Source organism: Pseudomonas phytophila, assembly GCF_025643095.1.
In the GTDB taxonomy this organism is placed as follows: Bacteria; Pseudomonadota; Gammaproteobacteria; order Pseudomonadales; family Pseudomonadaceae; genus Aquipseudomonas; species Aquipseudomonas quasicaspiana.
In genome coordinates, this window is the sequence record NZ_CP081201.1 from 5,058,249 (window position 1) to 5,077,990 (window position 19,742).

Below are 19,742 nucleotides of genomic sequence, written 5' to 3' on the forward strand. Positions count from 1 at the left end.
TTTTGTAGGAGCGCGCTTGCCCGCGATTCGGTTTATCAGTCGATAAATATATCGGCTGCGCTAACGTTATCGCGGGCAAGCGCGCTCCTACAATTCCCCGTTTGCCGCACTACAGCGTGATATCAGCGACACCGGGGCGACTGCTGCAGAAATGCATTTCAATTCAGTGAAGGGTTATTCCACAAGGCGAAATTCGACATCAATCTTCCCTTAGGGCAGGATGCCAGCATCTCCCGCCGCGATCACTCCGGCGCTCTCTTCGAGGACATCCGATGCGGTTCTTTAGCTGTAAGACTCTGCTGTTGGCTGCTGCATTGGCGATGGGTCTGCAAGGCGCCAATCTATATGCCGCGCCTCAACAAAAAGCCCCAACTCAGCAGAAAGTCTCGATGCTCGAGGGCAAGTGGGTGTTCCGCTTGCCCAAGGAATACGTGAAGAGTCCAATGCCGGAGATTGACGATAAAGCCAAAGCTGCGGGGGTCACGGGTTCGTTGTACATGAACAAGGCCGCCAAGCGTGTGGTAATTGTTACCGAAACGCCGCTGGAGTCTGGGGAAACCGTGTCGAGCAACGATGACGCCACCCTGAGCGGCGTGATTACCGCGACCATTGAACAGCAGAAAGCCAGCTACCAGAACTTCAAGCAGTTGGGCGATGTGAAGAAAATGGTTCGTCGCGGATTGGGTCTGCGTCAGCTGGATATTTCCGGCAGCGTCGACGGCGGCAAAGTGCTGAGCACCACGGTGACCGCCGCCTCAGGCAAGCGGATGGCGATGGTCAACGTGATCTCCCTGGAGAAACACGCCAAGGCGCATGGGGAGCTGTTGAAAGGGATTACGGCGGGGAAATAGCGGACCGCTATGAGACCGTGAATATATCGACAACCTGTTGTTCAGATGTCTATGGATGGACAGCTACCCATGCTTCAACTTCTTCGAACAGCCGCCGAGCATACTCCACAGCTTCGTTCGCCATGGCCTCACTAATAGGGTCGCCCGAGTAGTCACTGAGATTGCGTAATTTCCGCAGACCATCCAGGGTAATCATGAACGGACGATCCAGGCCAATCGTTGTAGGCAGCGTCTGAATCATTGTCATGTGGTGACCTGGCTTGCTGGTCAGTGTTCGAAAACCGTTGGCTTGCAAGGCTGCATTGGCGGCTTGCATGATGGACTTGTAAGCCATGTCGAAACGCCCTTCATTGCTCATCTGCGTGAGCTGAGCATCTGCAAGACTTCGCCTGGCCGCACTGATCAAGCGATCAATGTTGGCTGAATCCTTATGAATGCTTTCGAGTGCAGTGCCTAAAAGGTTTTCCAGCGTCATGCGTTACTCCCTGTGTGTAGCGTCAAGATCCTCCTCGGCGCCAATCACGAACAGCTTAGGTTTACTCAACAAGTCGCGCACAAAACCACCCTGTTCTTTTACTAATTGAAACCATTCATTGTCGGGATACTGTTTGGGATTGATCTCTCTGCCTAATGTCTCTTGCAGAGGATAAAGCAGGCTGATCAGCTCGCTGAAGGTCACGTCGCCGATCACCATAAGATCTATATCGCTGTCAGGACCGGCTTTGCCACTGGCCATTGAACCAAACACAAACGCAGCCTTGATCCTATCTTCAAGGGGTTGAAGTACGACCGAAAGAGACTGCAGCCAGCCGTCGGTTTTGCGCAAAATACTGGCCAACTCTTCATATATCGGGCAACCGGGATCAGCGCGATATTGCACCTGATTGCCGACCCGGATTTTTTTGAGAATCCCTACTTCGACCATTTTGTTCAGCTCGCGGCTCAGGGTGCCGGAGATTGTCCCGGTCTGCCGCGCGATCTCTCGCTGATGGTATTGCTCCCCCGGATGCAGGAGTAAAAGAGCCAATACCTTGCGCCTGTATTCGGAGAAGAGAAAACTGGCCAGATCCATAACATCGCCTTAAACGCTGCTTTAAAGGCAGCAATTGAAGCCTTAAAAGCAGCAACTTGCCAACTGAATTTTTTGCTTCAATCCATCCGCAGCCTCGCCGACAGCAATTCCACCAACTGATGCACCTTGGGCAGTGACTCACGATTACGCGGCCAGGCCAGGTGCAGGTCCAGGCCTTCGGTCGCGAGGTGTGGGAGGATTTCTATCAGTTCGCCGCGTTGCAGTTGGTCCTTGATCAGCCAGGTTGCCAACTGAGCGACGCCGCTGCCTGCCACGACGGCGGCCACCTGGGCCTCGCCATTGCCGACCACAATGCGACCGTCGACCATGCGCAACTGAGTTTGCCCGGTGGCGTCGACGATCACCCATGGGCTGGTGCCGCCCTTGTCTTTGCCGTACAGAATGCACGCGTGATCGGCCAGATCATCGAAGGTCTGCGGCGTACCGTGGCGATGCAGGTAAACCGGAGCGGCGCAGAAGATCACGCGCTCAGTGCCCAGGTAGCGATGGCCGAGTGTCGATGGCCAGGCTGACGAGCCGCCGATGCGCACTGCCAGGTCTATGCCCTCTTCTATCAGGTCCACAAAGCGATCGGTAAAAGACACGTGCGGACGCAGCTTGGGATTCCGTTCAGCGAACTCCAGCAGCAGTGGCAACACGTGAATGCGCCCGAACGATGCCGGTAAATCCACGCGCAGATTTCCGGCAGGCTCCGAGCGCTGTGCGGCCAGAGCGGTTTCGGCATCTGCCAGTTCATCAAGAATGCGAGTGCAGACGGCGTAGTAAGCCGTGCCTTCTTCAGTCAGGGCCAGGCTGCGGGTGGTGCGCTCGAACAGGCGCATGCCCAACCGCCCTTCCAGCCGCGCAATGCTCTTACTGACTGCGGAGTTGGTGAGGCTCAGCCGTTCGGCAGCCGCGGTAAAACTCCCCGCATTGGCAACGGCAACGAATGTGGATATGCCTTTCAGGCGGTCAGCAGAGATCATGAGCGTTATCAACTGATGAAATTAATTCCATAGTGCACGGAAAAACTGCCAAAGATAAGAAGTGATTTCTCGAATAGGCTAGCGCCATTCTTTCAATTCGAGTTATCCCCATGCCTTCTGTAGACACTACCGCTGCTGGCGCTGCCAGCGGCGCACGCGCCACTGGTGCGAATTTGGCGATTGCCATGCTGGCGCTAGCCGGTTTTGTGATCGTTACCACTGAGTTTCTGATCATCGGCATGCTCCCAGGCATGGCCCGCGACTTGGGGATTTCGATCTCTGACGCGGGTTTGCTGGTGACCTTGTTCGCCTTCACGGTGATGCTGTTCGGCCCGCCGCTGACGGCAATGCTTTCGCACCTTGATCGCAAGAAAACCTTTGTGGCGATCCTGCTGATCTTTGCTGCGTCCAACGCTCTGGCAGCGGTGTCCAGCAACATCTGGATCCTCGCATTCGCCCGTTTCGTTCCTGCGCTGGCATTGCCAGTGTTCTGGGGTACGGCCAGCGAAACCGCGAGTTTGATGGCCGGACCAAGCCAGGCCGGTAAAGCGGTAGCTAGGGTCTATCTGGGTATTTCCGCGGCGATGCTGTTTGGCATTCCGCTGGGTACGTTGTTTGCGGGCGCAGTGGGCTGGCGCGGTGCCTTCTGGGCACTGACCGTGATGTCGTTGCTGATGGCGCTGCTGCTGTGGATTTCCATGCCTTCAATCGCTAAAACGGCGAAGGTCGGCCTGGCCAAGCAGGCGAAAATCCTCACCGACCCGCAGTTCATCGTCAATTTGCTGCTGTCGATTCTGGTGTTCACGGCGATGTTCACCGCTTACACCTACCTGGCTGACACACTGGAGCGCATCGCGTTGATCGCCCCAACCCAGGTTGGCTGGTGGCTGATGGGCTTCGGCGCAGTCGGTCTGATCGGCAATGGCCTCGGTGGTCGCTATGTGGATCGCAGTCCGTTGGGTTCGACGATTGTCTTCGCGCTGTTACTGGCGATAGGTATGACCGCCACTGTCCCTGCCGCTGGATCCATCCCGCTGCTGTGCGTTGTCTTGCTGGTGTGGGGCATTGCCCATACCGCGTTGTTCCCCATCTGTCAGATCCGCGTCATGAAAACTGCACCGCACGCTCAGGCGCTGGCAGGAACGCTCAACGTTTCAGCCGCCAACGCCGGGATTGGCCTGGGGTCTGTGATTGGCGGGCTGACGATCGAGCATCTGAGCCTGGCTTACGTCGGTTATGTGGCCGCATTCGTCGCCTTGCTGTCCATCGCAACGGCTGTGATTGCCATTCAAATGAAGACACGATGAGCTGGAAAGCATCCTTCACGCTCCAGACTGCGACTATTTACGACGTTATTTTTCAATAATGGCTAAAGGCTCTTCCCATTTCCCATGAGGGAGAGCCAGAATCCGATATTTCGTTCTGACCTAAGGCTGGTAGGCCCTCAGAACGATCCGGTAGAGCGCCATGAGAAACTACGACGGCAAGGGAAAGTCCTTTGCCAAACGCATTTATTGGGTACGCAGCGTCGGCGTCGGCATCGGATTTTTCAGTGTCGCGGCGACCATGTACCCGTTACATCCGCCTGCCTGGGTCTGGGCTGTGATGTTGTGCAACTCGATTATCTGGCCACCCATTGCCTTATGGCTTGCAACTCGCTCGCGCCAGCCGTTTCACGCAGAACAACGCAACATACTCGTTGACTCACTGGCGGGTGGTTTCTGGGCCGGGGCGATGGGCTTCAATCCACTGCCGACCGTTACTGTGCTGGCGATGATGGCCATGCATAACCTTGCTGCAGGTGGTAAACGCCTGTTTCTGCGGGGCTGCGTAGCGCAAATCATCGGGGCCGCAATTTCTCTCTACCTGTTTCGCCAACCCTTCGTGTCGTCCAGCACGCCCACACAGATCTACGCCTGTCTGCCGGTACTGGTGTTCTATCCGATGTTCGTCGGCTACATGAGTTATCGGGTGGCGGTGAAACTCAGCGAACACAAACATATTCTGGGGAAACTCAGTCGTACCGACAGCCTCACCGGCCTGATCAATCACGGCTCCTGGAAAGACCTGCTGCAGTTGGAGTTCAACAAATGCCAGGTACTGTCGCGGCAGTCGTCCATTGCGCTGATCGATATCGATCACTTCAAGACGATCAACGATACCCACGGCCACATTGTAGGAGACAGCGTACTCAAGCGTCTGAGCACGACGCTCATGGCCAACCTGCGGGACGTTGACCTGGCGGGCCGCTACGGCGGCGACGAGTTCTGCCTGATCCTGCCCAATACCAGCGCGACGCTGGCGTGGGAAATCCTTGAGCAACTGCGCGGTGACGTGCATAACCTGAAAGACCCACAGCTGCCCCACCTGCAGTTGAGCCTGAGCGTCGGTATCGCGACATTCGGTCCACACCTTGGTGATGCCGCCACGTGGATCAACGAAGCCGATAAAGCGCTTTATATCGCAAAAACCACAGGTCGCAATCGGGTCTGTTCCGCAGCACCGACTGTGGTTGATTTTCCGCGACTGGGGATTGAATCCTCGGCGTCGTGACTTGCAAAGCTGGCACCGCTTCCAGATCTGTTCAGAAGCGGTAGCCATCAGCAGGTCAATCCCATGACAGTTATCAGCGAAGTGCTGAGCCCCGCTCAATCATCGTTAATCGCGCTCACACAGAGGTTCGTCAGCAACCACTCCGGGGTGTGCTCCTCAAGCAGTTGACTCACGCTTTTTTTAAGTTCCAGCCTGCCATACAGCGCTTCTTCCTGATCCAGGTGTCTTTGTTGAGCCAAACGGTAATCAACGGGGTAGATGCTCTGTTCGATGGGCAACAGCGCGTCGAAGTGTTCCAGCAGCCCCATGAAAACCAGACGCCGCTCGACGGTATGCCGGGTCGTTGCGATGAGGTTAATGAAGTACAGGCTGTCACGCTGACGCAATGCTTCAGAAGCCGCAAAGCGCTCTGCCAGGGTGTACGCCGCCTGATCGTCGAACACCATGCAACATAGCAACTGCCGTGAGAGATCATGAAAAGGGTTACCGGTCAGTGTCCGTCGATGATGCAGGCCGAGGACAAAATCAACGGCTTTTTCAACCTGACGCAGACGCTCGAAATCACTGAATTCCGGCAGCTCAGCCAGCAAAGGAGCCTGTCGGCCCTGCGCGGCAACTTGCCGGGAGAACATCGATAGCTTCCCTTGCGGTCCCAGCAAGGCGACCTGTCGATCACACAACTCTGTTCTGGATAATGCCGCCTGACGAGCGACCATTTGCTGGAAACCCAGGCCCATCTCGGCAAGTGGTACACCTACTGATTGCCCCCACGCCTGACCATCCTCCCGAGAAAGCAAAACGCTCATGATATAACTCCCTTTTATTTACGTTTGTGTTGTGCAGTTTTTATTGTTGGTTCACACATCGCCTTAACAGGTCGACAACAATCTATTCCACGGATATAAAAAGGGCGTAGTCACAACCTCTTCCCTGATCGAATCCGCAAGAGAATTCTCTATCTACATTCCTTGTGATGACTGCAGGTCAATTCAAAAGCCTTAGGCATAACGCCAGAGCCCCACGAGCGCAAAGCCGCATGGCGAAAACGAGCATGGTTATTAGCCCAAAGAGAATCTTCCTACATAGAGCTCGGATACATCTGTAAAACGTAGTTCAAACAAGCCAGGACTACGTGGACGCCATGACTTGTATAGACAGAAACGATAAACATTCGGAATAACAATTACAATCATTCGTTACAAATATAGCGATTTGTAAGTTACTTACAGAGAAAGTTTTCGGATGTGTCTTTGCAATAAGAGTTTTCCCACATAAATAATGGATGCGGGCTGACAGATATTATTTTCTTAGTGTGTGTTCTGTGCCCTCATGAGTCAGGATGGATTCAGGAACTGAAGAGGTAGAAGGTTGCGAAGCGTTTATTCTCACGCACCGCTATCGCAGCCTTCGACAACTCTCATCAAAAAATATACCCGCTGAATAAACCGTATCTGTTGGAGCGAGGCTTGCCCGCGAATCAGTCGACTCGGTAAGCCAGACGCACCGCGTGTCTTTCTTCGCGGGCAAGCCTCGCTCCAACAGATACGGTGCTTGCTGCGGTCGAAGACGGGGCTAGACCTCCTACAGGTCATTTGTTGCCCTGCGAAAGCGCTGTGTCAGGGCGCGTTCATTCAGGTGCTGGCGAGCATCGCATCGACCTTCATTCCGCGACGTAAACCGAATACTGCCGCAGTCCCGAGACCAACCGCGCCCATAATCGCGACATAACCAACGCAGACCCAAGGACTCCATGGCATCAGGGCGATCAACAGCAGCGGCGTGGTACTGGCCCACAGCGCGTACGCAATGTTGTAGGTGACCGAAATGCCCGATACGCGAATGTCAGCCGGGAAAAGGCCGACCATCACGGAAGGCACCACACCGACGATGCCGCAGGCCAGCCCCGCCAGCGCGTAGGCAATACCCGGCACCAGCCACTGATCGATCAGGCTCATGTAGAGCAGGCCAATGCCCAACGGCAGCAGCAAGCTGTAGACAATCACTGCACGCCACGCACCGATGCGATCCACCAGCATGCCGGCCAGCACACAGCCAATGTTCAGAAACACAATGCCAAGGCTACTCAGGGCAAAGGTATCGCTGGCGCTCATGCCAAAGCGTTTTTGCATGACTGTCGGCGTGATCACCACCAGCACTACCACGGCGGAGGTGAGCACGCAGGTCAGCAAGGCGGCGGGCAACAGGGATTGGCGATGCTTGCGCAGCACGGCGGTCAGGGGAAACTCCGTGGCGGTTTCACGTTGGGCATGCATGGCCATGAACACCGGCGTTTCGCTCAACCAACGGCGCAGCCAGACACCCAGAACGCCAAATGCGCCACCCAGCAGGAAAGGTATACGCCACGCGTAATCGAGGATTTCCGCCGGGGTGAATACCTTCGCCAGCCAGGTTGCGATCAGCGCGCCCAACAGGTAACCAAAGGTCAGCCCGGCCTGCAGCACACCCAGGGCATAACCGCGATGACCTACAGGTGCATGCTCGGCGACGAACACCCAGGCGCTGGGGACTTCGCCGCCCACTGCCGCGCCTTGCAGGATGCGCAATGCCAGCAGGATCAGCGGCGCCCAGTAACCGATTTCCGCGTAGGTCGGCATCACGCCAATCAACAGGCATGGCAGCGCCATCATCAGGATGCTCAGGCTGAAGACCCGCTTGCGCCCCAGGCGGTCGGCGAAGTGCGCCATGAGAATCCCGCCCAGCGGCCGCGCCAGATAACCGGTCACGAAAATCCCGAAGCTTTGCAGCAGACGCAGCCACTCGGGCATTTCCGGCGGAAAAAACAGCTGGCTCAGCGTCAGTGCAAAGAACACGAAAATGATGAAGTCATAGATTTCCAGCGCCCCGCCCAGTGCCGCAAGGCCCAGGGTTTTATAGTCAGCCCGGGACAGCGGCTGGGGACGTGGTCGAACAATGGCCGTCATAAGGACCCCGGACACGGAAGAGTAAAGACGCGACACAGCGTCGCAGGGCGCGAAGAATAGCAAAATGATGGGTAATGGCTAGGGGTTTGGATGAGTGGCTGCTAACGCAGAATGGTCAGATCGACGCCGTAGAAAACCCGTGTATTGGCTTTAGCCGGGAAAGGGCCGGTTTATCCGAGACATCTTCCGCCTCAGGGATGCAGTCTTCCCGGCTGAAACCGCTCCTATCAAACAAAATATAACTATCTGATTTGGAATGCTTTTTACTGTAGGAGTGACCGGGGTGGCGATCCACATTGCTCGCGATAGCTCCAGTACAGGCGATATATTCATCGACTGACAGGCCGAATCGCGAGCAATGTGGATCGCCACCCCGGTCACTCCTACAGGGTCCGTGTTTGCTGCGCGACAGCGTGGTGTCAGGGACACCGGGGCGACTCCCACTAAATTGCTTGATAGCTGTCACGTGCCTGACCCTCGAGCCAATCCAGAAATGCCTTCACTGGCGGTTGCCGCTCACGACCCGGCGTGCAAACGGCAACATAGGTTGGCCCAGGCAAGCTTACATCCGGGCGATAGGGGATCAGAAGCCCCTTGGAAACGCTGTCCGCCACCAGCACATTACTGGCCAGCACAAGTCCGTGCCCGGCAATAGCCGCATTCAAAGCGAAATGCTCATCGTCGTATTCACGCAGCATTGCTTGATTCAGCCATTGATGATGGCCTGCCGCTGCACACCAGGTAGCCCAATCCACAGCAAAACCGCCGGGAATCTGCCAGCGCAGGCTGATCAACTGCACTCTGTCTTGATTGGCCGGATCTGCCAGGCTTGGGGCGGCATACACCGCAAAACGCTCAGTCATCAGTGGCTGGCTGACCAATGCCGGATAGGTACGACTTGAAGTGCGAATGGCCAGATCGACGCACGCGTCACGCAACAAATCCACCAGCTCGTTACTGGTTTCGACCCGCACGTTGATGTGTGGCTGGGTTTGATAGAAATCACCCAGCCTTGGGATCAACCACGATGCCGCCAGCGCTGGCGTTGTCGATAGCACCAGCGTGTGGTGGTCCGGCCGAAACTGCAGACCGGCAAGGCTTTGACTCATGTCCAGTAAGGCGCGATGAGCATCACGATACAGGCGTTCGCCATCGTCAGTAAGCTGCACACCTTTGCCCAATCGCTCAAACAACAGCGTTCCTAGCCAGGCCTCTAACGCTTTGACCTGATATGAAACCGCAGCGGGCGTTACAAACAGCTCTTCAGCAGCGGCTTTGAAACTTGCTGACCGGGCGGCTGCTTCGAAGGTGCGCAACGCAGTTAGCGGTATTTTGGCGAACACAGGTAGCCTCGCACACATCAAATGAATTGAACGAGGGTCAATTTATCTCATTTTTGCGTTACACGAGCCGTCATTAAAGTGGCTGGCAACTCACCGCTGAAATGGAAGCCGCTCATGCAAGGTCCCTCCCGCAAAATTGTTCAAGCCGTGCTTTACGAGCTGATCGCTATCGGTGTCTTGTCGCCCTCACTGTCTTGGGCCTATGACGAAAGCCTGGCCAGCTCAGGCGGTTTATCGGTTCTGCTTTCGGCCACCGCGCTGCTCTGGAACATGCTTTACAACGGTTGCTTTGAATACTGGGAAGCACGCCAGCCGCAACGTAGCCGGACGTGGCTGCGCAGGCTGCTGCACTCTCTGGGCTTTGAGGGTGGATTGACGTTGATATTACTGCCGGTCGTCGCCGCCTGGCTGAATATTACCTGGTGGTCTGCACTGGCAACCAATCTGGCGCTGTTCGTATTTTTCTTCTTTTACGCATTACTGTTTCAATGGGCATTTGATCAGTTGTTTGATGTTCCGCTTTCAGCCAAACCGCAGTCCCCAACAATCGAGCAGCCCTGCCCATGAAGATTAAGCATGAATTAAGTATCACTGGCTAATCTGGCTTCAACAGGCAAACGGAACGAATCAGTTGCCTCCAGATCAATAACATCAGATCAACCAAAAGGAATACCCATGAAAACTTTGAATGCCTTGTTTGCTGCTGTTGCCCTTACTGCCGCTGCCGGTGCTGCACAAGCCGACGTACGTCCTGACGAGATCCCTGGCCTGCTCAAGTCCGGTGCGATCATGGACTTCGAAAAGCTGAACAAACTGGCGCAGGACAAGCACCCAGGCTTCACCATTCATGACACCGAGCTGGATAAGGATGCACAAGGCAACTACATCTATCAGGTTGAACTGCGCGATGCCAAAGGCGTGGAGTGGGATGTGGACGTGAACGCCAAGACCGGTGCGATCGTGAAAGACAAGCAGGATAAGTAAGACTTAACGCAGTTTTGTCGGACCGGATCTACCGGGAGTCAGTTTTTCAAGCAATCTGGTTTATTGCGTTGAAGAATGTCTCCCGGATAAATCCGGTCCTACCGTTCTGTGTACATCATCTGTTTACGTAACAGGATTTACTGTCTCAAACCTACTTTCAACAATTGGCCGTTATCTTCATCGGTCAGCACATAGATATAACCATCCGGTCCCTGACGCACGTCACGAATGCGTTTCTTCAGTTCGCTCAGCAAACGTTCTTCATGAACGATCTTGCCGTCTTCAAACTCCAGACGAATCAAATCTTCCGATGCCAGCCCGCCAATAAACAGGTTGTGATCCCACGCCTTGAAGCGTGACGCGTCGTAAAACGCCATGCCGCTGATGCCCGGTGACTTTTCCCAGACGTGGAAGGGTTTGATAGTGCCTTCGACGAATTTGCCTTTGGCTTCCGGAATCGCCTCTCCCGAATAGTTGATGCCGTGGGTTGCCAGCGGCCAGCCGTAGTTCTGGGCACGCTCGATGATGTTCACTTCATCGCCACCTTTAGGCCCATGTTCGTTGGTCCACAAGGTGCCGGTCCATGGGTTGAGCGCCGCGCCCTGTTGGTTACGATGGCCGTACGACCAGATTTCCGGGCGCACGTTTTTCTGGCCCACAAACGGGTTGTCATCCGGGACTTTACCATCGGCGTAAAGGCGCACGATTTTGCCTTGAAGCTTGTCCAGATCCTGAGCGGTGGGCCGGTTGTTGTTCTCGCCCAGAGCGATAAACAGATAACCATCCCGATCAAAGACGATCCGCGCGCCGAAGTGGTTGCCCACTGACAGCTTCGGCTGTTGACGGAAAATCACGTTGAAATCTTCCAGCCGGGTCAGGTCCGTGGAAAGGCGCCCTCGCCCTGCTGCGGTTCCGGCTGTTTTACCGTCTTCACTGCCTTCGGAAAAAGTCAGGTAAACCATGCGGTCCTTGGCGAAGTCCGGGGACAGGACCACGTCCAGCAAACCGCCCTGCCCGTTTGCCCAGACTTTGGGAACGCCGGACAGCGGTTGGGACAAGGTGCCGTCAGGAGATACGACGCGCAGGTTGCCCGGTTTTTCAGTGACCAGCATGCCCTTGTTGTCCGGCAGGAAAGCCACAGCCCATGGATGGGCGAGCCCTTTGGCCACTTCTTCGACGCTGAGGGTGCCTTGCTCGGTCTTGAAATCCTGGACGGGACCCGCAGCGGCGCTCAGCGGCAAACTCAGCAATGCGCTGGCACACAACGTTGCGATCAGGGTTTTGCAATGCATGGACGATTCCTTATGTCATGAAAAAGCCCCCATGAGAGGGGGACGCGGGTCTCAATCAGTGCTTTTACGGTTCTGCCCGCTATTGTTGTCGGCCGGGCGAGGCGCCTGTTGGGGGGGCGGATAACCATTGCCTATGCCGCCATTCTCCAGCGTAGGCGGTCGCGGATTGGGGGCCGTACTCGGGCCACGCACAGGCGGTGTGGCCGGGACGGTGCCCTGGCGGCTATTGGGATTGGCGCGATGAATAGGGCTGTTAGTGGAATTGCCGTTATTGAGCGTGCTGTTGGGCAAGGTCTGGGCTTGGGCAACACTGGTCAAGCCTGCTGTCATCAGGCCGCTCAGGGTGAGGAGTACGATGCGTCGCGCAAAACTGTTCATCACTTACCTTCTGTTGGAAACGGTAACGATCGGGTGTTTGATGGCGATAGCACTACTAGGTTCGCCTCCAACAGGGTGGATGAGCAACCTGCGCGGGTTTGAGTTTGTAACAAGGATGTGCAGCCATGCAGACTCAAGCCACCCAGTGGGAGCCGGGCTTGCCCGCGATACTGACGACTCGTTTTCATGGCCACACCGCGTTATCGTTCTTCGCGGGCAAGCTCAGCTCCCACAGATTGGTAGCATCTCAAGCTTATGCAAAACCTGTGGGACCGAATTCATTCGGGAAAGGGCCGGCAGATTCAACACTTCTCTCGCCTGACATGACGCATTCGCGAATGAATTCGCTCCCACCGGGATCAACCCTTGCAGGCCAACATAGAATCTCCCACAGATAATCGTTTCAGGTGGATCGCTAATCCCTGTGGGAACCGGGCTTGCCCGCGATATAGGCGACGCGGTTTCACGGCCATACCGCGTTATCGTTCTTGGCGGGCAAGCCTCGCTCCAACAGGTTGATAGCCTCTCAAGCTTATGCAAAACCTGTGGGACCGAATTTATTCGGGATAGGGTCGGCAGCTTCAACACTTCTGTCGCCTGACATGACGCATTCGCGAATGAATTCGCACCACCGGGATCAACCCTTGCAGGCCACCATGGAATCTCCCAAAGATAAGCGTTTCAGTTGGATCGCTAATCCCTGTGGGAGCCGGGCTGTTCTGGTCAAGTTTTTCCGGACACCGATTACGGTGATCAAGCCGCCTGCTGCTCCATAGCTATTGGCGACAAGTAGTTGTTGTAGCTGTGGAGTCTGATTCTGTTGTAGCGCATGAAGAAGCTGGTCATATCCTGCCTGGCTTCTTCAACTGTCGTGTAGCCCTTGGCGGGCACCCACTCTGATTTGAGCGTCCCGAAGAAACGCTCTGTTGGTGCGTTGTCCCAGCACTGCCCCCTGCGGCTCATGCTTTGCGTTATCCCATGCTCCAGTAGCTCGGACTGAAAGCGCTGGCTGGTGTATTGGCAGCCTTGATCTGAATGGAACATCAAGCCTGCATGTTTGCCTCGAACCTCCACCGCCATTCTCAGCGCCTTGCTAACCAGGTTGGCGTCATTGATCAGAGAAAACCCCCAGCCCACGACTCTGCGGGCGAACAGGTCAATAACTACTGCCAAGTGATACCAGCGCTTCCCAACCATCAGGCTGGTGACGTCGCCGCACCAGACCTGATTGATTGCGGTTGGCTCGAAGTTACGTTCGAGCAGGTTCTTGGCCACAAATGCTTCGACGCCTCTGGAGCGGTACTGATGGCGGCGGCGCTGCCTGCTGGCCAGATTTGCCTCCGCCATCAGCTTTCCAGCCAAATACCTTCCGACCTGGATATGCTGGGCCTTCAAGTGCTGAGAGATCATCCGCGCGCCTGCACTTCCCCGGCTTTCAACATGCAATTGCACGACTTTCGCTCTGAGCGCGTCACGGTTGGCTATCGGCGCTGAACGTCGCCTAATCCAGTCATAGAATGCGCTGCGGGAAACGCCCATCACACTGCAAAGCAAGCTGGTCGGATATGAACTCGACTCCCTCAGCTCCTCGATCAGGAAAAACGATCGGGATCCGACATCAAGAGAGCCGTAGCCTTTTTTAATATTTCAGCTTCAGTTTCCAAGCGCTTGACCTTGGCTCGCAGCTGTTGAAGCTCTCGCTGTTCGTCGCTGATTGCCTTGGTACCTGCTACTGGCTGCCCTTTCTGACGCTCTTTACGAACCTGATCAACCCAGCGGCGCAGAGCCGTACGGCCAACCTCCATCGATGCACAGACATCGGGAACTGAGCAGTTGTCATCAAGAACCATGCTCGCAGCACGTTGCTTGAACTCGCGGGTGTAGGTCTTTCGCTCTTGCATGGAACCTCCTGATTGGGCGAATCATATCGCCCTTAAGAGGTGTCCGGGATCATTAAGCCAGTTCAGGCTTGCCCGCGATACTGGCGACTCGGTTTCACGGCCACACCGCGTTATCGTTCTTGGCGGGCAAGCCTCGCTCCAACAGGTTGATAGCCTCTCAAGCTTATGCAAAACCTGTGGGACCGAATTTATTCGGGAAAGGGCTGGCAGATTCAACACTTCTGTCGCCTGACATGACGCATTCGCGAATGAATTCGCACCACCGGGATCAACCCTTACAGGCCAACACAGAATCTCCCACAGATAAGCGTTTCAGGTGGATCGCTAATCCCTGTGGGAGCCGGGCTTGCCCGCGATACTGACGACTCGTTTTCATGGCCACACCGCGTTATCGTTCTCCGCGGGCAAGCCTCGCTCCAACAGGTTGATAGCCTCTCAAGCTTATGCAAAACCTGTGGGACCGAATTCATTCGGGAAAGGGCCGGCAGATTCAACACTTCTGTCGCCTGACATGACGCATTTGCGAATGAATTCGCACCACCGGGATTAACCCTTGCAGGCCAACATAGAATCTCCCACAGATAATCGTTTCAGGTGGATCGCTAATCCCTGTGGGAGCCGGGCTTGCCCGCGATATAGGCGACGCGGTTTCACGGCCACACCGCGTTATCGTTCTTCGCGGGCAAGCCTCGCTCCAACAGGTTGATAGCCTCTCAAGCTTATGCAAAACCTGTGGGACCGAATTCATTCGGGAAAGGGTCGGCAGCTTCAACACTTCTGTCGCCTGACATGACGCATTCGCGAATGAATTCGCACCACCGGGATCAACCCTTGCAGGCCAACATAGAATCTCCCAAAGATAAGCGTTTCAGGTGGATCGCTAATCCCTGTGGGAGTGGTCCCGGTATCCCTGACACCTCGCTGTCGCTAAGCAAACGGATGACCCTGTAGGAGCCAACTTGTTGGCGAGACGTCGGACCCGCATCGTCAGAAATTCCGCTTCGCCAACAAGTTAGCTCCTACAAGGTCCGCGTTTCAAATCCATTATTGGAGTGATGTTTGATAGGAGCCGGGCTTGCCCGCGATACTGACGACTCGTTTTCATGGCCATACCGCGTCATCGTCCATCGCGAGCAAGCTCAGCTCCAACAGATTGATAGCCTCTCAAGCTTATGCAAAACCTGTGGGACCGAATTCATTCGGGAAAGGGCCGGCAGATTCAACACTTCTGTCGCCTGACATGACGCATTCGCGAATGAATTCGAACCACCGTGATCAACCCTTGCAGGCCAACATAGAATCTCCCACAGGTTCTACGCGTTCATAATCTGGAGCTCCCCATGACCGACACCACCCAGGCCGCGCCGGCGTTGAAGGAGATTTTCAATCGGGCGCGGCTGCAGCATATCGCCGAACAGACAACGGCGATTTACCCCGCTTTCGATACGCAAGCGTTTCTGGAGCATGTGGCCCACGACCTGGACAGCCAGTCGCTGATGCAACGGCTCAACCGCGTCAGTCGCGGGTTGCATGCTGGCTTGCCTGCGGATTACCCCGAGGCACTGGGAATTCTGTACGAGCTCGCGCCACGCCTGAACAGCAGCTTTGTCAGCCTGATCCTGCCGGAATACGTGGCGCTCTATGGTCAGCATGACTTCGAACGCTCTATGGCAGCATTGAAGTTCTTCACGACCTTTGGCTCGTCTGAATTTGCCGTGCGGCACTTCCTGCGTCTGGATTTCCAGCGGGCGCTGCTGATCATGCAAGGCTGGGCACTGGACGAAAATGAACACGTGCGCAGACTGGCCAGTGAAGGCAGTCGCCCGCGGCTACCATGGTCGTTCCGCCTTGAAACGCTAATGGTTGATCCGACTCCAGTGCTGCCGATCCTCAACACCCTGAAGGCTGACAGCAGCCTGTATGTGCGCAAGTCGGTGGCCAATCACCTGAACGACATCACCAAGGACAACCCCGACTGGGTGCTGGCGCAAATCGAAGGCTGGTCGCTGGAAAACCCGCACCCCGCCTGGATCGCTCGTCACGCGCTGCGTTCGCTGATCAAAAAAGGTGACCGTCGAGCGCTGACGATCATGGGCGCAGGACATAAGCCGCAAGTGCGTGTAGCGCTGATCAGCGTCACTCCCGGCACGATTCGTCTGGGTGACGACCTGAGTCTGTCTTTCCATCTGACGTCGACCGCCGGGCAAACCCAGCGGTTGATCATCGATTACGCGATTCATTACGTGAAGAAGTCCGGCGGCACCTCCGCCAAGGTCTTCAAGCTCAAGACGCTGGAGCTGGGGCCCGGCGAGTCGGTGAACGTGACACGCAAACTTCAGGTGCGTAATTTCACCACCCGGGTGCATTACCCAGGCGTGCATGAACTGGACGTTCTGATCAACGGCGAATGCCTGGCCAGCAGTCGTTTCGAACTGCTGCCGTGAGTCAGCTCAACGGCATGCGGAAAGTGAAAGTCGTGCCGTCTTCATGGCTGGAATGCACCGTCAGCATGCCGCCGTGGGCCAGTGCTATCTGGCTGGAGATGTACAGACCCAGTCCAAGCCCGGCCTGAGGTTCTTCGGCTCCAGGGCGCGAGTACGGCTGGAAGAGATGAGGCAGAACATCATCGGGGATCGGCACGCCCTGGTTGGTGACTGTCATCAGGAACTCCCCCGCTTCAACCCGGGCCGCTACGTCCACAACCCCGTTGGCGTCACCGTGGGAAATCGCGTTGGCGACCAGATTGGACAGCAGTTGCGCCAGCCGCTCGCGGTCGCACCGGATGCTGTCGAGGGCGCCAATAAAGGATCGAATCGGGCGTGTTGGATGCACACGTTGCACTTCGGAAATCACATGACTGAGCGCAGCACCCAGATCCCGACACTCATGCAGGCTCAGCGGAATACCGTGCCCCAACCGCCCGCGGGCAAAATCCAGCACGTCGTCCACCAGTTGCGAGGCGCGCCTTCCGGAAGTGAGGATATGACCCGCAATCTTTGCGGCCCTTTCATCCAGAGAACGCCGTAACAGCAGCTCGGCGCTGGCAGTAATCGCAAACAGCGGGTTACGCAGGTCGTGGCCCAATACGGCAATAAACTGCTCACGCCACTCTGCTACTTCGCGTTCTGCTCGCAGATCGGCTTTGACCTGCTCCAGCTTCTCTTCCGCCTCGATCTGAATCGCCAATAACCGCGCGAACGAGGTCATCAAGGCCTCGATGGCTGTAGCCTTGAGCTGGGAAGGTTTGGGGTCCAGCGCACAGATGGTGCCGAAAAACGATCCGTCTGACAGGAATACCGGTACGGCAATGTAGCTTTCGAACTGATAAATGCGCGGCGTGTGATGCGTGCGATAGTGATCGTCTTCACTGACATGATCGATGATCACCGGTTCATGCAAATGGGAAGACTGGATTTCGTGGCATATAGTTGTGGTCAGCTCCAGCTCGCCGCCGGGCTTGAGGCCAAAGTTCAGCTTGTCGAGCACCGCACAGGCGGTCCATGAAGTGCCGGTCACGCGCGCGACAGCGGCGAACCCCATGCCCGTGGTCTCGCTGATCACCTGAAGCATGGCGGGAACCGCGCTGATCCGGCTGATTAATGCGACATCTTCGGCGATGGTCTGCCTCATGGGCGTTCCTGTAGTCGGCTGGATAGAGAAAATCGGCGGCATTGTACCGGCCAGACGCCATGATCGTAAAACCGGAAGTCGGGAACTGCGTCGAGAATGACAATAAACTCAACGTGCACAAATCTTCCAGACATCAGCGCATCGCCTGACGAAAATCTTTCAGGGTGAACCGCTGATCAAATGCACCGCCCCGCAACATCGTGCCAACAGGACCTTGCCATGACCAACAGCAACTGGATCGATCTGAAGCAGGACAGCGAGTCCGGCATCGAGACGATTCGCGCGCATTTTGAGGGTCATGCCTACGATCCGCATTGGCATGACAGCTATCTGGTGGGCATCACCGAACAGGGCGTGCAGCAATTCCATTGCCAACGAAAACGCTATGTGAGCACACCCGGACGGATCTTCCTGCTGGAACCCGGCGAAATCCACGACGGTGACGCCCCCTCCCCGGAAGGCTTTACCTACCTCACCCTGTATGTCGACCCGAAGTGGCTGGACCGGGAGTTGCGCTCGCTGTTCGAACATACTCCGGCTGACTGTCAGATCAGTTTCGCCGACACGCAGGCTGATGACACGCGTCTGGCTACTGCCACCGCCAACGCATTTCAGACACTGCATGGAGCCGAGCTGCGCATCGTACGCCAGACCGCACTCGATGAACTGCTGTCGAACCTGACCCGCCATCTGCGCTGGCGGACCCAGGTCTCGCCCGACCCGCGCTTGCCACGGGTGGCGCAGATAGCGCGGGACTTTCTCCACAGCCACGCCAGCCACGACATTGGTCTGGATGATCTGGCGCGGGTTACGGGCGTTGATCGCTTTCGGCTGACCCGGGCGTTCAAGGCCGCCTTTGGCATCGCCCCGCATGCCTATCTGATTCAGTTACGACTGGCCAAAGCACGGCGCTTGCTGGCGGGCGGTCAATCCCCGGCTGAAACCGCCGCTGCGCTGGGTTTTGCTGATCAAAGTCATCTGGGGCGCTGGTTCCAGCGGGCTTACCGTATGACGCCAGCCGATTACCGCAAACGTTGCTCAAACCTTCCAGACTGAGGCACGGCCAATGGCGATGATCGACTGACGATCAATCACCAGTGAGCGCTCCATGGACCAGTTTTTGCCCTTTGTGCTGTTTGCCTTCGTGTCATCCATCACCCCCGGCCCGACCAATATTCTGGTCATGACTCATAGTTCGCGACACGGCTGGGCCGTCGTTGCGCCTATCGTGCTGGGCGCGTGTGGCGGCGCCGCGGCGTTGGTGTTGCTGGTGGGCACAGGCATCGGCGATGTGCTGGCTCGGCATCAGGGTATTCAGACCGCGATGTCGTGGGTGGGGATTGCCTGGCTGAGCTGGATGGCCTGGCAGATTTTCAACGCCCCGGCCGCAGCTATCGATCCGAGCGGCCCGGAAAATAAAAACGCCACGGACAGCAAAGGCACCCGACTGGGCCTGTTCGGGGCCGCCAGCCTGCAACTGGTTAATCCAAAGACGTGGATGATGGCCTTGGCAGTGGTCAGCGTTTTTGCCGGGACCGAAGCCGACAGAGGTATGCGCGTGGTTTACCTGTCGCTGATGTTCTTCCTGATCGCGATCCCCTGCATGACCGCATGGGCCTGGCTGGGCGTCAGCGCTGCACGGTTCTGTCGGTCGCCAACGGGTATGCAACGGTTCAACCGGAGCATGGCGCTGTTACTGCTGGTGTCGACGTGGATGACGGTGTGGGCTTGAGCTACGCAGATTTCACTGCAAACGGGTGACCTGTAGGAGTGAGCTTGCTCGCGATGGCGGTATATCCGTTACAAAGCT

At 56.3% G+C, this 19,742-nt stretch carries 19 protein-coding genes; 8 read left to right on the forward strand and 11 right to left on the reverse strand.

The annotated features are described in order from the left end of the window. Nucleotides 1–272 precede the first annotated feature (272 nt). Complete coding sequence (locus tag K3169_RS22890; protein WP_263268152.1) at nt 273–851, forward strand: polyribonucleotide nucleotidyltransferase; 579 nt, start codon at nt 273–275, stop codon at nt 849–851. 49 nt (nt 852–900) lie between these two features. Here the strand turns inward: K3169_RS22890 and K3169_RS22895 are convergent, their stop codons facing one another. The 3 genes from K3169_RS22895 to K3169_RS22905 all read right to left on the reverse strand — a co-directional run bounded on the left by K3169_RS22895 (nt 901) and on the right by K3169_RS22905 (nt 2,909). Next, nucleotides 901–1,326: a HEPN domain-containing protein gene (locus tag K3169_RS22895; RefSeq protein ID WP_231678044.1), complete on the reverse strand. Its 426-nt coding sequence runs from the start codon at nt 1,324–1,326 to the stop codon at nt 901–903. 3 nt (nt 1,327–1,329) lie between these two features. After that, complete coding sequence (locus K3169_RS22900; protein WP_231678043.1) at nt 1,330–1,923, reverse strand: nucleotidyltransferase domain-containing protein; 594 nt, start codon at nt 1,921–1,923, stop codon at nt 1,330–1,332. Nucleotides 1,924–2,000: 77 nt separating this feature from the next. After that, nucleotides 2,001–2,909 (reverse strand): LysR family transcriptional regulator, encoded by a 909-nt coding sequence (locus K3169_RS22905; protein ID WP_263268155.1) that lies wholly within the window; start codon nt 2,907–2,909, stop codon nt 2,001–2,003. 110 nt (nt 2,910–3,019) lie between these two features. Here K3169_RS22905 and K3169_RS22910 point away from each other — a divergent pair, with 110 nt between their 5' ends. Together K3169_RS22910 and K3169_RS22915 are read left to right on the forward strand one after the other, a co-directional pair. Then, entirely contained in the window at nt 3,020–4,216 is a 1,197-nt protein-coding gene (locus tag K3169_RS22910) for an MFS transporter (RefSeq protein WP_099270675.1), read from the forward strand. 160 nt (nt 4,217–4,376) lie between these two features. Further along, entirely contained in the window at nt 4,377–5,462 is a 1,086-nt protein-coding gene (locus K3169_RS22915; RefSeq protein WP_263268158.1) for a diguanylate cyclase, read from the forward strand. Nucleotides 5,463–5,557: 95 nt separating this feature from the next. On the opposite strand, the gene K3169_RS22920 is transcribed toward K3169_RS22915, so the two are convergent. The 3 genes from K3169_RS22920 to K3169_RS22930 all read right to left on the reverse strand — a co-directional run bounded on the left by K3169_RS22920 (nt 5,558) and on the right by K3169_RS22930 (nt 9,747). Further along, a complete protein-coding gene (locus K3169_RS22920) occupies nt 5,558–6,268 on the reverse strand; it encodes a hypothetical protein (RefSeq protein ID WP_257153501.1) in 711 nt (236 codons plus the stop codon). An 825-nt stretch (nt 6,269–7,093) separates the two neighbouring features. Then, nucleotides 7,094–8,404: an MFS transporter gene (locus K3169_RS22925; RefSeq protein ID WP_263268161.1), complete on the reverse strand. Its 1,311-nt coding sequence runs from the start codon at nt 8,402–8,404 to the stop codon at nt 7,094–7,096. 443 nt (nt 8,405–8,847) lie between these two features. Then, entirely contained in the window at nt 8,848–9,747 is a 900-nt protein-coding gene (locus K3169_RS22930; protein ID WP_263268163.1) for a LysR substrate-binding domain-containing protein, read from the reverse strand. 114 nt (nt 9,748–9,861) lie between these two features. On the opposite strand from K3169_RS22930, the gene K3169_RS22935 reads away from it, so the two are divergent. Both K3169_RS22935 and K3169_RS22940 read left to right on the forward strand, forming a co-directional pair. Further along, nucleotides 9,862–10,314 (forward strand): PACE efflux transporter, encoded by a 453-nt coding sequence (locus tag K3169_RS22935; protein ID WP_263268165.1) that lies wholly within the window; start codon nt 9,862–9,864, stop codon nt 10,312–10,314. Between the two features lie 108 nt (nt 10,315–10,422). Next, nucleotides 10,423–10,731 carry a PepSY domain-containing protein gene (locus K3169_RS22940; RefSeq protein ID WP_027901899.1) on the forward strand — a complete coding sequence of 103 codons (309 nt, stop codon included), beginning with the start codon at nt 10,423–10,425 and terminating at the stop codon, nt 10,729–10,731. Nucleotides 10,732–10,868: 137 nt separating this feature from the next. On the opposite strand, the gene K3169_RS22945 is transcribed toward K3169_RS22940, so the two are convergent. The 4 genes from K3169_RS22945 to K3169_RS22960 all read right to left on the reverse strand — a co-directional run bounded on the left by K3169_RS22945 (nt 10,869) and on the right by K3169_RS22960 (nt 14,302). Further along, nucleotides 10,869–12,023: a PQQ-dependent sugar dehydrogenase gene (locus tag K3169_RS22945; protein ID WP_027901898.1), complete on the reverse strand. Its 1,155-nt coding sequence runs from the start codon at nt 12,021–12,023 to the stop codon at nt 10,869–10,871. A 51-nt stretch (nt 12,024–12,074) separates the two neighbouring features. Beyond that, on the reverse strand, nt 12,075–12,401 hold the full coding sequence (locus tag K3169_RS22950) for a hypothetical protein (protein WP_263268168.1): 327 nt from the start codon (nt 12,399–12,401) through the stop codon (nt 12,075–12,077). A gap of 753 nt (nt 12,402–13,154) precedes the next feature. Continuing rightward, nucleotides 13,155–13,955, reverse strand: a complete 801-nt coding sequence (locus K3169_RS22955; RefSeq protein ID WP_263268170.1) for an IS3 family transposase — start codon at nt 13,953–13,955, stop codon at nt 13,155–13,157. A 38-nt stretch (nt 13,956–13,993) separates the two neighbouring features. Next, on the reverse strand, nt 13,994–14,302 hold the full coding sequence (locus K3169_RS22960; RefSeq protein WP_027902288.1) for a transposase: 309 nt from the start codon (nt 14,300–14,302) through the stop codon (nt 13,994–13,996). Nucleotides 14,303–15,642: 1,340 nt separating this feature from the next. Here K3169_RS22960 and K3169_RS22965 point away from each other — a divergent pair. Further along, nucleotides 15,643–16,746, forward strand: coding sequence for a DNA alkylation repair protein (locus tag K3169_RS22965; protein ID WP_263268171.1), 1,104 nt, complete (start codon nt 15,643–15,645; stop codon nt 16,744–16,746). Nucleotide 16,747: 1 nt separating this feature from the next. On the opposite strand, the gene K3169_RS22970 is transcribed toward K3169_RS22965, so the two are convergent. Beyond that, nucleotides 16,748–17,932, reverse strand: a complete 1,185-nt coding sequence (locus K3169_RS22970; protein WP_263268172.1) for a GAF domain-containing sensor histidine kinase — start codon at nt 17,930–17,932, stop codon at nt 16,748–16,750. Between the two features lie 219 nt (nt 17,933–18,151). On the opposite strand from K3169_RS22970, the gene K3169_RS22975 reads away from it, so the two are divergent. Both K3169_RS22975 and K3169_RS22980 read left to right on the forward strand, forming a co-directional pair. Then, entirely contained in the window at nt 18,152–18,988 is an 837-nt protein-coding gene (locus K3169_RS22975; RefSeq protein WP_231672554.1) for an AraC family transcriptional regulator, read from the forward strand. A 52-nt stretch (nt 18,989–19,040) separates the two neighbouring features. Next, the gene (locus K3169_RS22980) at nt 19,041–19,664 is read left to right on the forward strand and encodes a LysE family translocator (protein WP_263268173.1); all 624 of its coding nucleotides are present in this window, start codon (nt 19,041–19,043) and stop codon (nt 19,662–19,664) included. The last annotated feature ends 78 nt before the right edge of the window (nt 19,665–19,742 follow it).

Excerpts from the sequence above, each read along its gene's own strand:
- K3169_RS22970 (WP_263268172.1), bottom strand. The coding sequence starts at position 17,932 with ATGAGGCAGACCATCGCCGAAGATGTCGCATTAATCAGCCGGATCAGC.
- K3169_RS22945 (WP_027901898.1), bottom strand. The coding sequence starts at position 12,023 with ATGCATTGCAAAACCCTGATCGCAACGTTGTGTGCCAGCGCATTGCTG.
- K3169_RS22980 (WP_263268173.1), top strand. The coding sequence starts at position 19,041 with ATGGACCAGTTTTTGCCCTTTGTGCTGTTTGCCTTCGTGTCATCCATC.
- K3169_RS22925 (WP_263268161.1), bottom strand. The coding sequence starts at position 8,404 with ATGACGGCCATTGTTCGACCACGTCCCCAGCCGCTGTCCCGGGCTGAC.
- K3169_RS22915 (WP_263268158.1), top strand. The coding sequence starts at position 4,377 with ATGAGAAACTACGACGGCAAGGGAAAGTCCTTTGCCAAACGCATTTAT.
- K3169_RS22920 (WP_257153501.1), bottom strand. The coding sequence starts at position 6,268 with ATGAGCGTTTTGCTTTCTCGGGAGGATGGTCAGGCGTGGGGGCAATCA.
- K3169_RS22950 (WP_263268168.1), bottom strand. The coding sequence starts at position 12,401 with ATGAACAGTTTTGCGCGACGCATCGTACTCCTCACCCTGAGCGGCCTG.
- K3169_RS22910 (WP_099270675.1), top strand. The coding sequence starts at position 3,020 with ATGCCTTCTGTAGACACTACCGCTGCTGGCGCTGCCAGCGGCGCACGC.
- K3169_RS22960 (WP_027902288.1), bottom strand. The coding sequence starts at position 14,302 with ATGCAAGAGCGAAAGACCTACACCCGCGAGTTCAAGCAACGTGCTGCG.
- K3169_RS22965 (WP_263268171.1), top strand. The coding sequence starts at position 15,643 with ATGACCGACACCACCCAGGCCGCGCCGGCGTTGAAGGAGATTTTCAAT.
- K3169_RS22905 (WP_263268155.1), bottom strand. The coding sequence starts at position 2,909 with ATGATCTCTGCTGACCGCCTGAAAGGCATATCCACATTCGTTGCCGTT.
- K3169_RS22935 (WP_263268165.1), top strand. The coding sequence starts at position 9,862 with ATGCAAGGTCCCTCCCGCAAAATTGTTCAAGCCGTGCTTTACGAGCTG.
- K3169_RS22895 (WP_231678044.1), bottom strand. The coding sequence starts at position 1,326 with ATGACGCTGGAAAACCTTTTAGGCACTGCACTCGAAAGCATTCATAAG.
- K3169_RS22890 (WP_263268152.1), top strand. The coding sequence starts at position 273 with ATGCGGTTCTTTAGCTGTAAGACTCTGCTGTTGGCTGCTGCATTGGCG.
- K3169_RS22975 (WP_231672554.1), top strand. The coding sequence starts at position 18,152 with ATGACCAACAGCAACTGGATCGATCTGAAGCAGGACAGCGAGTCCGGC.
- K3169_RS22940 (WP_027901899.1), top strand. The coding sequence starts at position 10,423 with ATGAAAACTTTGAATGCCTTGTTTGCTGCTGTTGCCCTTACTGCCGCT.
- K3169_RS22900 (WP_231678043.1), bottom strand. The coding sequence starts at position 1,923 with ATGGATCTGGCCAGTTTTCTCTTCTCCGAATACAGGCGCAAGGTATTG.